The following is a 14,539-nucleotide window of genomic DNA, read 5'->3' as shown; positions in this document are numbered from 1 at the left end:
CCGTGATCCGCCGTGTCGCCGTGCTCCCGCAACCCCCGCTGCTCATCCCCGAACTCGCCGCCGGAGCGGCGGACGAGTGCGCCGAGCTGCGCGAAGCCTGCCTCGCCGCCACGAGGCGCCTGACCAGCGTTTCGCCGGAGTGGATCGTCGTCGGCGCGGCCCTGGGCGCGCCCGAGGTCCCGGAACACGCGAGCGGCTCCTTCCGGGGATTCGGCGTCGACCTCGGAGTCTCACTTAGCCGGGTGACAGCGCCCGAAACCGAGCTGCCGTTGCCCGCGCTCGTGGCTGGCTGGCTACGTGAGCAGGGTGGCGCGTCGTCCGTCCGAGTCCGCCTCGTCGACCCCGCCACCCCCTCCGACCAGTGCGAACGGTTCGCCCAGGAGATGGGAGAGCCCGCCGCGGTGCTCGTCCTCGGTGACGGTTCGAGCCGGCACGGCCCGCGTTCCCCCGGCGGCGAGGACGAGCGCGCGGAGGGTTTCGACGCCGGGATCCGTGACGCGCTGGCCAAAGCCGACACGGGTGCGCTGTCCGCACTCGACCCGGCCCTGGCGGCCGAACTCGGGGCGGGCGGCCGCGCGCCCTGGCAGGTCCTCGCCGGACTGGCGGCGGACGGGGACTGGACCGCCGAGGTCCTCTACTCCGCCGCGCCGTTCGGCGTCGGCTACCACGTCGCGGTCTGGGAGCACGCGTGATCCGGCCGGTCGCGGTCGTCGGGCCCACGGCGACCGGGAAGACCGCGCTGGCGGTCGAACTGGCCCTCACCCTCGGGGGTGAGGTCGTCAACGCGGACGCGTTGCAGCTGTACCGCGGGATGGACATCGGAACGGCCAAGGCGACCCCGGAAGAGCGGCGGGGCGTGCCACATCATCTGCTGGACGTCCTCGACGTCACCGAGACGGCGTCCGTCGCCGCGTATCAGCGCGACGCACGCCGATGTGTCGAAGAACTCCTCGACGCCGGTCGCGTGCCGATCCTCACCGGCGGATCGGGCCTCTACGTGCAAGCCGTGCTCGACGACCTCAAGTTCCCGGGCACCGATCCGGACGTGCGCGCCCGCCTGACCGCCGAAGCCGACGAGCTCGGCGTCGCCGCGATGCACGCCCGGCTCACCGAACTCGACCCCGTGGCCGCCACCGCCATCCTGCCGACCAACGGCCGCCGGATCGTGCGCGCGCTGGAGGTCATCGAGATCACCGGCGAACCGTTCTCGGCGAACCTGCCGAAACCGGGACCCGCGCGCTACGACACGGTCCTGATCGGCATCGACCGGGAACCGGCCGAACTCGACGCCCGCGTCGACCGCCGCGTGGAGCTCATGTTCGAAGCGGGGCTCGTCGACGAGGTCCGGACGTTGCTGGGCCGAGGACTCCGCGACGGGCTCACCGCATCGAGGGCGCTGGGCTATCAGCAGGTGGTCGCCGCGCTCGACGGCGACGGCGACTTCCAGGCCGCGTCCGAGGCCACCGCGCAGGCCACCCGGAGGTTCGTGCGGAGGCAACGTTCCTGGTTCCGGCGGGACAAACGCATCCAGTGGTTCGACGGCGGTTCGGAGCGGCTGGCCGAGCGCGTCCTCGAAGCGACCGCCCAGTAATCTTGGTTCCATGGGCGGCATCGAATTCCTTAAGGGACACGGCACACAGAACGATTTCGTGCTGCTTCCCGACCCCGACGGCTGCCTCGAGCTGACCGAAGCGCGGGTGGCGGCGCTGTGCGATCGCCGGCGTGGTCTCGGCGCCGACGGTGTACTCCGGATCGTGCGGTCGGCCGCACTGGGTGTCGAGTCCGGCGGCGAATGGTTCATGGACTACCGCAACGCCGACGGGTCCATCGCGGAGATGTGCGGCAACGGTGTCCGCGTCTTCGTCCGCCACCTGGTCGATTCCGGGCTCGTGCCGGAGCGCGACTTCGTCATCGGCACCCGCGCCGGAGACCGGCCGGTCCGGATGCACGCGGACGGATCGGTGACCGTGCAGATGGGACCGGCGACGATCACCGGTACTTCGGTCACCGTGGTCGCGGGGCAGCCGTTCTCCGGCGTCGCGGTGAACGTCGGCAATCCGCACCTGGTGTCGGTCGTCGGGGACGACGTCGACGTGCTCGATCTGCGTGACCAGCCCGACTTCGACTCCGACGTGTTCCCCGAGGGCGTGAACCTCGAGTTCATCAACCTGCTGGGCGACAACGCGCTGAAGATGCGCGTCCACGAACGCGGCGTCGGCGAGACACGCTCCTGCGGCACCGGCACGGTCGCCGCGGTCGCCGCCGCACTGCACCTCGCGGGCACCGACACCGGCGAAGCGACGGTCGACATCCCTGGCGGTCGTGTCGTGGTCGAGGTCCGCCGCGGCGGGTCCACGCTGACCGGACCGGCGGAGATCGTCGCGCGCGGCGAACTCGACGAAACCTGGTGGGCCGGGCTCGGCGCTTAGCCGACCGCGATCGGTTCGCGCGGCAGGTCACGAAGCTGCCGGATCGGCGAGAAGACCACCCACAGCACCGCGGCCGCCTCGCCGACCGCGACGAACCACAGCGTCCCCCGGATCCCGATCGCCTCGCCCAGCACACCGCCGACCAGCCCGCCCAGTGGCAGCATGCCCCACACCACGAAGCGCACGCTGGCGTTCATGCGGCCGAGCAGCCGATCCGGGCAGACGGCCTGCCGGTACGAGACCTGCGCGACGTTGTAGACGATGATCCCGAACCCCGCGATGGCCAGCGCCGCGGGGAACAGCACGATCCGCCAGCCCGGCGCGGCGAGCGGAAGCAGCAGCTGGAACGGCCAGGTGAGCAGCGGGACGAACCAGATCGAGCGGGCTTGCCCGATCCGCCGGGTGATGCGCCCGGCCAGGATCGCCCCGATGATCCCGCCCACGCCACCGGTCGCCAGCACGAGGCCGACGACAGCCGGTGACAGGCCGAGTTCCCGGTTCAGGAACAGGATTTCGATCGCGGTGAAGGCACCGTTGAACAGGTTCGCGGTCGCGGTGCAGGCGACGATCGAGCGGAGAGCCGCGTCGGTGAAGACGAACCGCAGTCCTTCGACGATCTGGGGGAGCAGCTTCGCGTCTTCATGCTGCTCGGGAACTTCTTCGACGGTGCGGATCCTCAGCAGGCACAGCGCGGAGGTCAGGAAGCCGGCCCCGGTCATCAGCACGGCGTTGGCCGCGCCCGCCAGCTGCACGAGCCCGCCGCCGATCCCCGGTCCGGTCAGGAACGCGACCGACTGACTGGCCTGGAGTTTCGCGTTGCCTTCGAGCAGGTGCTCCCGGCCGACCAGCGACGGCAGATACGACTGGTAGGCGACGTCGAAGAACACCGTCGCGACGCCGACGAGCGTGGCGACCACGATCAGCTGTGTCAGCGAAAGCACGCCTGCCCACCAGGCGAGGGGAATGGTGAGCAGCAGCGCGGCGCGGACGAAGTCGGCCCGCAGCATCAGCGCCCGCCGCCGCATGCGGTCCACCCACACCCCGGCGGGCAGCCCGATGATCAGGAACGCGACCGTCTCGGCCGCGGTCAGCAGTCCCATCTGGAACGGCGTCGCGGCCAGCACGGTGGCCGCGAGCAGCGGAATCACGGTGTGCCCGGCGAAAGCGCCCAGCTGGCTGGCCGTGTCGCCCGCCCAGAGCCGCCGGAAGTCCGCGTGGAAGAACAGGGAATCTCTGCGCACGAAGCCACCTTGGCGTGAGTGATTGGAAACTGTCAATCACTTTCGGCTCTAGGCTGTCCCCGTGCCCACTCCACGACGTGCCGCCACCGAGGCCGAGATCGCCGCCATGGCCTCCGGAATAAGGCTGCGCATCATCCGGTTGACGTACTCGGAGGCGCTGACCAACAAGGAACTCGCCGAACGGCTCGATCGGGACCCCGCGACGACGCTGCACCACGTGCGCAAGCTCGTCGACACCGGGTTCCTCGAAGCGCTCCCCCCGAGACGCGGCACGCGCGGCGCGAAAGAAATTCCGTATCGCTCGACCGGGTTGTCCTGGCATCTTGATTCCCGCGACAGGGGGATCGATCAGGCGATCTTCGAGGCCTACCTGGCCGAGATCGCCGACGTGGGATTCGACGAGGTGCAGCAGACGCGCATGGTCGTCCAGGTACCGGACGAGCAGATCGCCGAGTTCGAAACAAGGCTGATGGAGCTTGTCGACGACTTCATCTCGCGGCCGGTCGACCCGGACGCGAAACGCACGGCCATCTACCTGTCGAAGTATCCCAGCAGGTAATGAATTCGGTCCCGCCGCCGAAACGTGGGACCATGGAGGCACGATGACGGAACTGACACACAACGATCTGAACGACGACATGGACCCATCGACCGGCGAACTGGAGCTCGAGGACCGCGCCTCGCTCCGCCGGGTAGCGGGCCTGTCCACCGAACTCGCGGATGTCACCGAGGTCGAATACCGGCAGCTGCGCCTGGAGCGCGTCGTTCTGGTCGGTGTGTGGACCGAGGGCAGCGCCCTCCAGTCCGAGGCCTCGCTCGCCGAACTCGCCCGGCTGGCCGAAACGGCAGGCTCCGAGGTGCTGGAAGGCCTGGTGCAGCGGCGGATCCGCCCGGATCCCGCCACCTACATCGGCTCGGGCAAGGTCAAGGAACTGCGCGACATCGTGGCGGCCACCGGTGCCGACACGGTGATCTGCGACGGTGAGCTCTCACCCGGCCAGCTGCGCCAGCTGGAGGAGAAGGTCAAGGTGAAGGTCATCGACCGCACCGCCCTGATCCTCGACATCTTCGCGCAGCACGCCCGCTCCAAGGAGGGCAAGGCGCAGGTCGAGCTGGCCCAGCTGCAGTACCTGATCCCGCGGCTTCGCGGGTGGGGTGCGGCGCTGTCCCGGCAGGCCGGTGGCCGCGCGGGTGGAGCCAACGGTGGCGTGGGTCTGCGTGGTCCCGGTGAGACGAAGCTCGAAACCGACCGGCGGCGGATCAGTAAGCGCGTGTCGAAGCTGCGCCGCGAGATCGCCGCGATGGACACCATCCGCGAGACCAAACGCGGCCGGCGGGTGGCCAACGAGGTGCCGAGCGTCGCGATCGTCGGCTACACCAACGCCGGCAAGTCGAGCCTGCTCAACGCGCTGACCGGCGCCGGGGTGCTGGTCGAGGACGCGCTGTTCGCCACGCTGGATCCGACGACCCGGCGGGCGCAGACCCCCGACGGCCGCACCTATACGCTGACCGACACCGTCGGTTTCGTCCGGCACCTGCCGCACCAGCTGGTGGACGCGTTCCGCTCGACGCTGGAGGAGGCGGCGAGCGCCGACCTGCTCGTGCACGTCGTCGACGGTGCCGACCCGACGCCGGAAGAGCAGGTCAACGCGGTGCGCGAAGTGCTCGCCGAGATCACGAAGCGCCGTTCCGAGCCGCTCCCGCCGGAGCTGCTGGTGATCAACAAGGCCGACGCCGCCGACGAGGTGTCGCTGGCCCGGTTGCGGCACCAGATGGCCGGTTCGGTGCAGGTTTCGGCGCGCACCGGTACCGGGATCACGGAGCTCGCCGAAGTGATCGCGGAGAAACTGCCGAGGCCCGAGGTCGTGGTCGAGGTGCTGATCCCGTACTCGCGTGGCGAACTCGTCTCCCGTGCCCACGCCGATGGCGAGGTGCTGGAGGAAGAGCACGTCGAGACGGGTACGCGCCTGGTCGTCCGCGGCAGGCCCGAACTGGCCGCGGCGCTGAGCGACTTCCAGACGAACTCGGCTCGATAGGCAGGTACGTGAAGGCCCCCTTCACTGCGTTGGACGCAGTGAAGGGGGCCTTCACGTTGTTGGTTGGTGGTGAATCCGTGACTGCGCCGACCCGTGCTGAGGTTCGCGAGGTGCTGCAGTCCCTCGTCGACGACCGCTTCCAGGCCGAGGACGACGTGGTTCGGCAAGCGCTCGACGCTCGTGAGGCCGGTCCGTGAAGGCCTCCTTGAGGGACCCAGAGTCCCTCAAGGAGGCCTTCACGGACTCGACGACATCCCCATGAGCAGCGGGAGGAAGGGCGGCGCTGAAAGTGGCCTTCGCGACATTCCGCCCCGTCTCGGCATCCGCACCGAACGGCGCGCCGTCCCGGACGTCTCCGTAGTGTGGGGCTTCAGGGGTTCCACGGTACGGAGGTGGATGTGCGGGGGATTGTCGCGACCGCGGTCGTGCTGGCGGCGTTCATCGGCGGGACGGCTCCCGCCCTGGCGCAGGAGGTCCCGGCGCCGCAGCCGGTGTGCAAGAACGGCGACTCCCGGCTCAGTGAACTCTCCGGCCTGGTCTCCGACGGCGAACACCTGTACGCCCTCAATGACGGCGGAACCAAGACGCAGGTCTTCGTCCTCGGCCGCGACTGCAAAGTCCAGAAGGTCATCTCGGCCGCGACGGACCCGTACGACCCCGAGGATCTCGCCCGCACCGCCGACGGCACCTTCTGGCTTTCCGACACCGGCGACAACCGCAAACGGCGGGACACCGTCGCGCTGATCTCGCTGACCCCGCAGGGCAAGGCCACGCTCCACCGGCTCACCTATCCCGACGGGCAGCACGACGTCGAAGCGCTGATCATGGACCGCTCCGGCACGCCGTACCTGATCACCAAGGACGTCTTCGGCGACGCGAAGGTGTACCGGCCGACGGGGCCGCTCGCCAGCCCCGGCCCGACTCCGCTGGAGAGCGTCGGGTCGCTGCAGATCAAGGAGACTTCGACGCCGGGCGGACCGGTCGGGTCGATCGGCTCGATGACGGTGACCGGCGCGGCCTCGATGGCCGACGGCTCGGTGGTCGCGTTGCGCACCTACACGGATGCCTACCTCTACGCCGTGACCGACGGAGACCTGAAGAGCGCACTGCAGCGCGAACCTGTGCGCGTGCCCTTGCCGAACGAGAAACAGGGCGAGGCGATCGCCTTCGACCCGGACGGGACGCTGCTGTCCGGCGGGGAGGGCGTCGGGGAGCAGATCCGTGCGGTGAAGGGCGCGGCAGCACTCGCTGTGGACGCGGCGAAGTCCGAGGGCAGCACGTCGGGCGGGACCTCGGCGGCCGGTGGCTCTGGACAGGGGTCCGACTTCCCGTACGTGCAGGCCGGGATCGCCGCGGTCGTCGTGATCGGCGGCCTTCTCCTGGTCGGCAGGCTGCGCAAGCGGCGCGCCTGACCGAGAAGCGAAGAGTCTGCCGAAGCTGCCGAGTCTGACCCGGGTCGGGTGACCCGGGATCCCGGCGTGCTCCGGCTCCGGACTACAGCCTGCGAAGAACGGCGACGACCTTGCCGAGGATCGTGGCGTCGTCACCCGGGATGGGCTCGTACGCCTCGTTGTGCGGCATCAGCCAGATGTGGCCGTCCTTGCGCTTGAACGTCTTGACCGTCGCCTCACCGTCGATCATCGCCGCCACGATCTCGCCCGGATCGGCCGTGGGCTGCTGGCGCACGACGACCCAGTCGCCATCGGTGATGGCGGCGTCGACCATCGAGTCACCCGTGACGCTGAGCAGGAAGAGCTCCCCCTCGCCGACGATCTCCCGCGGCAGCGGGAAGACGTCTTCGATCGCCTGCTCCGCCAGCACCGGACCACCGGCGGCGATCCGGCCGACGAGCGGCACATACGCGGCCTTCGCGGCCGACTGGGGCTGCTCGACGTCGATGCCCATCGGGTTGTCGTCCGTCGTGGCGAGCACTCCCACCGCACGCGGGCGGTTCGGGTCGCGTCGCAGATAACCCTTGCGCTGCAGGGCCTGCAACTGGTGCGACACCGACGAAGTGGAGGTCAGCCCGACCGCCTCGCCGATCTCACGCACACTCGGCGGGTAGCCGAACCGGCTCACCCACAGTTTGATCACGTCGAGCACCTGCTGCTGCCGCACGGTCAGGGTCTCGTCCACCTCGTAGACCTCGGGCAAGGCGCGCACCTTGCCCGAGCGCCTAGGCGCGTTCCCCGCCTTGCTCTCCTTAGCCACCGTATCGCTCCTTCATCTCTGCGTCGCCTCCCAGTACGTCCGGTCGCCCGGACCGACTTCGCGTGTCTTCGCCGGTGGCGGACGATCTTCCCGCCCACGGCACCGGCGGCGTCCGCGCAGCAGACGCCCTGGTCAACGACGTTAGCCCGCCGGGACGACGATTTCAAACATCTGTTCGATGGACACGCCGTGTCGCTCGATTTTTGTCGGTGGGAGGTGGTACACATTCGCACGGGCGTTCGATAGAACGCTTGTTCGATCTTGATCGCCGGGTCCCGGCCCGGCGCGAGCGCAGCAGGAGTTGCGAGGAGGTTCCGATGTCGATTCTGGCCGATCGAGGACTGGTGCGGCCCAGTTCCCCCAGGTCCGTTCCGGCAGGGGTGACCCGGCCCGTGCGGGTGGGGCGAGGCGGGCGTGCCGAGCCCTTGCGCCCGCCGACCAGGGCGCGGGTCGTGGCAGGCCGCCGCCCCGGTGCCGCCACCGTCTCCCCGGCTTGCTCGGCGCCGCGGCGGCTCCCGCTCAGGTGGCCGTCGCTCGTCGGGATGGCCTTGCTCGTCGCCGGGGTCATCACCGGATTGGGTCTGTTCTTGGCCGGTGTCCCCGGCGCCGCGGTGCCCGAACGGACCACGACGGTGTCCGTTTCCGCGGGGGAGACCCTGTCCGATCTCGCCGCGCGTTTCGCGCCAGGAAGCGACACTGGCGCGGTCGTCGCCAGGATCAAGGAGCTCAACTCCCTGGAAGACGCCGTTCTCGTCCCCGGATTGCCGCTCACGGTGCCGGTCGCGGCCGGGATCGCGGAAGGCGGGAGGTGATCCCGATGTCGTTCTCACCCCTCGTGGGTGAGCTCCTCATTCGTGTCTGATCGGCCCGCCCGTTGCGCTTGCGTGTGCCCGACCTGCGTTCTAGTCTCCACCGCTATATGTAGTAGTTACATGGCTGTAGTTGGTCCATAGCTTGGGGTAGACTCGGTATCAGTTGTCCACAGCTGGCCGGTGTTCACCCACCGGATGTCCACAGATCGATCCACATGTCGATCTTTTCGCCGTTGCGTGGCGGCGGGAACGGGCGTCCATTCGGGACCGGCCGGCGCGGAGGGGAAGGTGATCGGCGGATGAGGTGCCCGTTCTGCCGGCATGCGGACTCTCGGGTCGTCGACTCCCGAGAGGTGGATGAGGGTCAGGCGATCCGGCGGAGGCGCTCGTGCGCCGCTTGCGGCCGGCGCTTCACCACTTCGGAGACGATGGTGCTCGCCGTCGTCAAACGATCCGGGGTCACCGAGCAGTTCAGCCGGGACAAGGTGGTCCGGGGGGTGCGTCGCGCCTGTCAGGGCAGGCCGGTCGACGACGACGCGCTGCAGCAGCTCGCGCAGCGGGTCGAAGAATCGATCCGGTCGGCGGGGCTGGCGGAGATCCCGAGTCACGAGGTCGGCCTGGCGATCCTGGGCCCCCTGCGCGAACTCGACGGCGTCGCCTATCTCCGGTTCGCCAGTGTCTACCGCTCCTTCTCCTCGGTCGAGGACTTCGAGAAGGAGATCTCGGACCTTCGCGAGGCCATGGCTGCGACACCGGACGAGAGCGATCAAGACGCGAAAGACGGCTGATGCCGCCTCCCGCGTGGGAGTGAGGGAAAGACCCATGACCGAGACCGTGGGAACAGGCAACCCGGCCACAACGCGGACGAGCGGGAAGAAGAAACAGGCCGGCGGGCTCACCGTGCGGCGTGTCTTCACCACCGAGGGCGTCCACCCGTACGACCAGGTCACCTGGGAGCACCGGGACGTCGTGATGACGAATTGGCGCGACGGTACGGTCAACTTCGAGCAACGAGGTGTCGAGTTCCCCGGCTTCTGGTCGGTCAACGCGACGAACATCGTCACCAGCAAGTACTTCCGCGGCGCCGTCGGCACACCTCAGCGCGAGCAGAGCCTCAAGCAGCTGATCGACCGCGTCGTCCACTCCTATGTGAACGCCGGTCGCGAACACGGCTACTTCGCGAGCCCCGCCGACGCCGAGGTCTTCGAACACGAGCTGACCTGGATGCTGCTGCACCAGGTGTTCAGCTTCAACTCGCCGGTGTGGTTCAACGTCGGCACGACGTCGAAGCAGCAGGTCTCGGCTTGTTTCATTCTCTCGGTCGACGACACCATGGAGTCGATCCTCAACTGGTACCGCGAAGAAGGCCTGATCTTCAAGGGCGGCTCCGGCGCCGGCCTGAACCTGTCCCGGATCCGTTCCTCGCGTGAGCTGCTGTCCTCCGGCGGCACCGCGTCCGGTCCGGTCTCCTTCATGCGCGGTGCCGACGCCTCCGCCGGCACCATCAAGTCCGGTGGCGCCACCCGGCGCGCGGCGAAGATGGTCGTGCTCGACGTCGACCACCCTGACGTCGAGGAGTTCGTGCAGACCAAGGCCCGCGAAGAGGAGAAGATCAAGGTCCTCCGCGACGCCGGTTTCGACATGGACCTCTCCGGCTCGGACATCGCGTCCGTCCAGTACCAGAACGCGAACAACTCGGTCCGCGTCTCCGACGAGTTCATGCAGGCCGTCGAGACCGAGGGCGATTTCGGCCTGCGGTCCCGGACGACCGGTGAGGTCATCGACCGGGTCGACGCCAAGAAGCTGTTCCGCACCATCGCCCGGGCCGCCTGGGAATGCGCCGACCCGGGCCTGCAGTACGACGACACGATCAACGACTGGCACACCTGCCCGGAATCGGGCCGGATCACCGCGTCCAACCCGTGCTCGGAGTACATGCACCTGGACAACTCCAGCTGCAACCTCGCCTCGCTGAACCTGCTCAAGTTCGCCACCGAGGACGGCGGTTTCGACGCGCCGCTGTTCGCGAAGGCCGTCGAGCTGGTCATCACCGCGATGGACATCTCGATCTGCTTCGCCGACTTCCCGACCGAGGCGATCGGCGACACCACCCGCAAGTTCCGCCAGCTGGGCATCGGCTACGCGAACCTCGGTGCCTTGCTGATGGCGCTCGGGCACGCGTACGACTCCGACGGCGGTCGCGCGCTCGCCGCCGCGATCACGTCGCTGATGACCGGTGTCTCGTACCGGCGTTCCGCCGAACTCGCCGCGGTCGTCGGGCCGTACGAGGGCTACGCGCGCAACGCCGAGGCGCACCAGCGGGTCATGCGCAAGCACGCCGCCGCCAACGAACTGGTGCGGACCTACCACTCGAACGACGCCGCGGTCCGCGCGCTCGCGACCCAGGAATGGAAGCGCGGCATCGAGCTGGGCGAGACCAGCGGCTGGCGCAACGCGCAGGCCTCGGTGCTCGCTCCCACCGGCACCATCGGCTTCATGATGGACTGCGACACGACCGGCATCGAACCGGACTTCTCGCTGGTCAAGTTCAAGAAGCTGGTCGGCGGCGGTTCGATGCAGATCGTCAACCAGACCGTCCCGCGAGCCCTGGCCGCGCTCGGCTACCAGGCCGAGCAGATCGAGGCGATCGTCGAGTACATCGCGCAGCACGGCCACGTCGTCGACGCTCCCGGCCTGCGCCAAGAACACTACGAGGTGTTCGACTGCGCGGTGGGGGAGCGGTCCATCGCACCGATGGGGCACGTCCGGATGATGGCCGCGGTGCAGCCGTTCCTGTCCGGCGCGATCTCCAAGACGGTCAACATGCCGGAGTCGGCGACCGTCGAAGAGGTCGAGGAGATCTACTTCCAGGGCTGGAAGTACGGCCTCAAGGCCCTCGCGATCTACCGCGACAACTGCAAGGTCGGCCAGCCGCTGTCCACCGGCAAGAAGGAAAAGGAGAAGGCCGAGCCCGAGGCCGAAAAGGTCGTCGAGTACCGGCCGGTCCGCAAGCGCCTGCCGAAGAAGCGCCCGAGCCAGACGGTGTCGTTCACCGTCGGCGGCGCCGAGGGCTACCTGCACGCCGGTTCGTACCCGGACGACGGCCTCGGCGAGATCTTCGTCAAGCTCGGCAAGCAGGGCTCGACCCTTTCCGGCGTGATGGACGCGTTCTCGATGTCGATCTCCGTCGGCCTGCAGCACGGGATCCCGCTGGAGTTCTACGTTTCGAAGTTCTCCAACCTGCGCTTCGAGCCCGCCGGCATGACCGACGACCCCGACATCCGCATCGCCACCAGCGTCATGGACTACCTGTTCCGCAGGCTCGCGCTGGACTACCTGCCGTACGAAAAGCGTTCGCAGCTAGGCATCTTCACCGCCGACGAACGTTCGGCACAGGTCGAGGCGAACTACGGCACCGCACCCGCCGCCGAACCGGAGAACGTCGACCTGGACGCCCTTCGGTCCACTGTGGACTCTTCAAGTGCGGAGCCTGCCAAGGTGGCGCATTCGACGGCGGAACTGGTCGAATTGAACCTCGGCACCGCCTCCGACGCGCCGCTCTGCATGACCTGCGGCACCAAGATGCGTCCCGCCGGCTCCTGCTACGCCTGTGAAGGGTGTGGCGCCACCTCCGGCTGCAGCTGATCCCCATACCTGCTTCGGTGGACGACTCGGTCGTCCACCGAAGCAGGCGTAGGCGAAACCGGTTGTGCGGCGGCCAGTTCGCTGCTGAAGTGGTCCCGTGTTCGATGTCCGCTGGGAACGTCCACTGCATCAAGCCGGCTCGCCGTCCGCGATGGCGGTCACCGCGCGCCATGTCGTCGTGCACGAGCGGAGCACTCGATTGGTCGGCCTCGAGCCTGCCGATGGGTCTATGCGCTGGGACGTCCCGGTGGGGACATGGCCGTATGCCGTCGTGATCGACGGACCGTATTGCCTGGTGATCCCGCAGAGGATCAGCAGGCTTCTCTGCCTGGACGTCGAAACCGGTGAAGCCGTCTGGCAGGCTGAGCCGGGCTCGCTCCCCGGTCACGTGGTGGTGGACGAAGAACTGGTGCTGGTGGGCGGCTGGCGCGGCTATACGCCACTGTCCGTTTTGGACCTGCGCACCGGTGCTGTGCGTTGGCGGGCGGGGGAGCACGGCAGCACCGTCTTGCCCGCCGCGACCGAGGCCGGGTTTCTTATCGGGAAGCCCGGGCACGAATCCGTGCGTTTGATCGATCGGGGTGACGGCCGGGAACTCGCCGCGTGGTCCTTGCCGGAGCCACTGGTCGGGCCGGGCATCGGACCGGCGTTGCGAGCGGAAGGCGACGGTGGATTCCTTGTGCGGTGCGGTGACCGCTTGGTCGTACGCATCACCCTGTCCGAGACGAAAGCCGAGACGGTGGTCCGTGCCGAGCGCGATCTCATGCCCAGAGCCGTGGACCTGTGTGGCGGCTTGCTGTGGCTGGCCGAGCGGCATGGTGGTTTCACGGTGGTCGACCCGTCGGACGGTGCCGAGCGGTGGAGGGTCCGGCATGACCGGCGGTTCGTTCCCTCGGTCGCGTCCCTGGACGGAGGGTTCGTGATCGCCGACGAGGGCGGGTCGTTGCTCCGGATCGACTTGGCCGGAGCGGTGAATGCGCGTGCCCGGATCACCCAGCGGATCAGGGACGTTCGCGAGCAAGTGCCTTCGAGGCTTGTTTTACTCGCGAAGGGAACCCTGATCTCTGTCGACGTCAAGGAGCCGCGGTGACCGACGACAGCGGAATCAACGACCCGTTCGGCACGCTCGAACAGGCACTCTGGATCTGCGGCGGCCAGTGGGCGGGAAAGTCCACCGTTTCCCGCCTGCTGGCGCATCGTCATGGCATCACCGTCTACCACTACGACTTCCACGATGCCCGCGCTCACCAAGACCGCCGCATCGCTCAACGCGTCCTCGAGGGACTGCCCGCCGCCGATCCCGATCCGGAGACCGTCTGGGTGGACACCACTCCCGAACGGATGGCCGCCGACACGATCGCCGGTTTCCCGTCGCGGTTCGCATGGGCGTTGGACGACCTGCGCGCGCTGGTCTCCGGGCGCCCGATCCTCGCCGAGGGCTGGGGATTGCGCCCGGACCTGGTCGCGCCGCTCCTGGATTCACCGCGGCGGATGATCGTGATGGTGCCCACCGACGATTTCCGTGAGCACCAGCTCCGCGTGCTGCCCCGGGCAGCCGCGGTGGCGCACCGGGTCGGGGATCCCGAACGCGCGCAGCGCAACCGGATCGAGCGGGACCGGCTCGTGGCCGAGGACGCCGTCCGTACCGCGCGGGATCTCGGCATCCGGGTGCTGGAGATCGACGGCTCACAAGACGCCGAGGCGGTCGCGGACGTCGTCGCCGACCACTTCGGTCCCTACTTGGCCTGAGCGAGATCGAGGACGAGGGTCGCCACCGCCAGCGCGAGGAATCCCGCGGGGAAGGCGATGTTGTAGAGAACGCGGGCCCGCACGTGAGTGAGCACGGCGCCGAGGTAGAACAGCACCAGCCCGACGGCCGCCGCGGTCCCGATGAAGGGGACCCCGAGCAGGCCGAGCAGCAGCCCGGCCGCGCCCGCGGCCTTCAGCGAGGCCAGTGGCGGGATCCAGGACTGGGGCACGTCGACCTCGGCGGAGTTCTTGAGGACGAACGGGACACGCGCGAAATCGGCGGCGGCGATCCCGGCGTTGATCACGATCGTCACGATGGCCACGGTGAGATATGCGGGGAACATGCACTCTGGACGAGGTCCGCGCCCGGAACGTGACAGCGGTCAGGACCGTCGGTTCGGGATAGTTCCGCAGGT

14 protein-coding genes are annotated in these 14,539 nt (G+C 68.7%); 11 read left to right on the top strand and 3 right to left on the bottom strand.

From position 1 onward, the window contains the following. Nucleotides 1–2 precede the first annotated feature (2 nt). From CVV72_RS17495 to dapF, 3 genes are read left to right on the top strand one after another with little or no spacing between them, the layout of a single operon-like run. Entirely contained in the window at nt 3–692 is a 690-nt protein-coding gene (locus CVV72_RS17495) for a class III extradiol dioxygenase subunit B-like domain-containing protein (protein ID WP_219153388.1), read from the top strand. Further along, nucleotides 689–1,591 (top strand): tRNA (adenosine(37)-N6)-dimethylallyltransferase MiaA, encoded by a 903-nt coding sequence (miaA, locus tag CVV72_RS17490; protein WP_219153387.1) that lies wholly within the window; start codon nt 689–691, stop codon nt 1,589–1,591. The genes CVV72_RS17495 and miaA overlap by 4 nt, the downstream gene beginning before the upstream one ends. 10 nt (nt 1,592–1,601) lie before the next feature. Beyond that, nucleotides 1,602–2,429, top strand: a complete 828-nt coding sequence (gene dapF / locus CVV72_RS17485) for a diaminopimelate epimerase (protein ID WP_219153386.1) — start codon at nt 1,602–1,604, stop codon at nt 2,427–2,429. Here the strand turns inward: dapF and CVV72_RS17480 are convergent. Continuing rightward, nucleotides 2,426–3,670: an MFS transporter gene (locus tag CVV72_RS17480; RefSeq protein ID WP_219153385.1), complete on the bottom strand. Its 1,245-nt coding sequence runs from the start codon at nt 3,668–3,670 to the stop codon at nt 2,426–2,428. The genes dapF and CVV72_RS17480 overlap by 4 nt on opposite strands. Before the next feature lie 61 nt (nt 3,671–3,731). Here CVV72_RS17480 and CVV72_RS17475 point away from each other — a divergent pair, with 61 nt between their 5' ends. From CVV72_RS17475 to CVV72_RS17465, 3 genes are all read left to right on the top strand, one after another. Then, nucleotides 3,732–4,229, top strand: coding sequence for a transcriptional regulator (locus CVV72_RS17475; RefSeq protein WP_034311941.1), 498 nt, complete (start codon nt 3,732–3,734; stop codon nt 4,227–4,229). Between the two features lie 43 nt (nt 4,230–4,272). Then, nucleotides 4,273–5,706, top strand: a complete 1,434-nt coding sequence (hflX, locus tag CVV72_RS17470) for a GTPase HflX (protein ID WP_219153384.1) — start codon at nt 4,273–4,275, stop codon at nt 5,704–5,706. 398 nt (nt 5,707–6,104) lie between these two features. Continuing rightward, entirely contained in the window at nt 6,105–7,118 is a 1,014-nt protein-coding gene (locus CVV72_RS17465) for an esterase-like activity of phytase family protein (RefSeq protein ID WP_219153383.1), read from the top strand. Between the two features lie 82 nt (nt 7,119–7,200). On the opposite strand, the gene lexA is transcribed toward CVV72_RS17465, so the two are convergent. Further along, nucleotides 7,201–7,917, bottom strand: a complete 717-nt coding sequence (gene lexA, locus CVV72_RS17460) for a transcriptional repressor LexA (RefSeq protein ID WP_034311936.1) — start codon at nt 7,915–7,917, stop codon at nt 7,201–7,203. 317 nt (nt 7,918–8,234) lie between these two features. On the opposite strand from lexA, the gene CVV72_RS41680 reads away from it, so the two are divergent. The 5 genes from CVV72_RS41680 to CVV72_RS17435 all read left to right on the top strand — a co-directional run bounded on the left by CVV72_RS41680 (nt 8,235) and on the right by CVV72_RS17435 (nt 14,123). Next, on the top strand, nt 8,235–8,729 hold the full coding sequence (locus tag CVV72_RS41680) for a LysM peptidoglycan-binding domain-containing protein (RefSeq protein ID WP_255632723.1): 495 nt from the start codon (nt 8,235–8,237) through the stop codon (nt 8,727–8,729). 299 nt (nt 8,730–9,028) lie between these two features. Then, nucleotides 9,029–9,517, top strand: a complete 489-nt coding sequence (nrdR, locus tag CVV72_RS17450) for a transcriptional regulator NrdR (RefSeq protein WP_034311932.1) — start codon at nt 9,029–9,031, stop codon at nt 9,515–9,517. 34 nt (nt 9,518–9,551) lie between these two features. Next, nucleotides 9,552–12,374, top strand: coding sequence for a vitamin B12-dependent ribonucleotide reductase (locus CVV72_RS17445; RefSeq protein WP_219153382.1), 2,823 nt, complete (start codon nt 9,552–9,554; stop codon nt 12,372–12,374). Nucleotides 12,375–12,471: 97 nt separating this feature from the next. Beyond that, nucleotides 12,472–13,464 carry a PQQ-binding-like beta-propeller repeat protein gene (locus CVV72_RS17440; RefSeq protein WP_219153381.1) on the top strand — a complete coding sequence of 331 codons (993 nt, stop codon included), beginning with the start codon at nt 12,472–12,474 and terminating at the stop codon, nt 13,462–13,464. Beyond that, nucleotides 13,461–14,123, top strand: a complete 663-nt coding sequence (locus tag CVV72_RS17435) for a hypothetical protein (RefSeq protein WP_219153380.1) — start codon at nt 13,461–13,463, stop codon at nt 14,121–14,123. Before CVV72_RS17440 ends, CVV72_RS17435 begins: the two co-directional genes overlap by 4 nt. Here the strand turns inward: CVV72_RS17435 and CVV72_RS17430 are convergent. Continuing rightward, nucleotides 14,111–14,467 carry a DoxX family protein gene (locus CVV72_RS17430; RefSeq protein ID WP_219153379.1) on the bottom strand — a complete coding sequence of 119 codons (357 nt, stop codon included), beginning with the start codon at nt 14,465–14,467 and terminating at the stop codon, nt 14,111–14,113. The two genes, CVV72_RS17435 and CVV72_RS17430, sit on opposite strands and share 13 nt — an antisense overlap. Nucleotides 14,468–14,539 lie beyond the last annotated feature (72 nt).

Origin of the sequence: Amycolatopsis sp. TNS106 (assembly GCF_019330265.1) — a bacterium.
GTDB classification, from domain to species: domain Bacteria; phylum Actinomycetota; class Actinomycetes; order Mycobacteriales; family Pseudonocardiaceae; genus Amycolatopsis; species Amycolatopsis lurida.
This window is presented reverse-complemented; position numbering and strand designations above follow the sequence as displayed.

What these genes read in the sequence shown, in the direction of transcription:
- CVV72_RS41680 (WP_255632723.1), top strand. Translation starts at nt 8,235, where the DNA reads ATGTCGATTCTGGCCGATCGAGGACTGGTGCGGCCCAGTTCCCCCAGG.
- hflX (WP_219153384.1), top strand. Translation starts at nt 4,273, where the DNA reads ATGACGGAACTGACACACAACGATCTGAACGACGACATGGACCCATCG.
- CVV72_RS17430 (WP_219153379.1), bottom strand. Translation starts at nt 14,467, where the DNA reads ATGTTCCCCGCATATCTCACCGTGGCCATCGTGACGATCGTGATCAAC.
- nrdR (WP_034311932.1), top strand. Translation starts at nt 9,029, where the DNA reads ATGAGGTGCCCGTTCTGCCGGCATGCGGACTCTCGGGTCGTCGACTCC.
- CVV72_RS17445 (WP_219153382.1), top strand. Translation starts at nt 9,552, where the DNA reads ATGACCGAGACCGTGGGAACAGGCAACCCGGCCACAACGCGGACGAGC.
- dapF (WP_219153386.1), top strand. Translation starts at nt 1,602, where the DNA reads ATGGGCGGCATCGAATTCCTTAAGGGACACGGCACACAGAACGATTTC.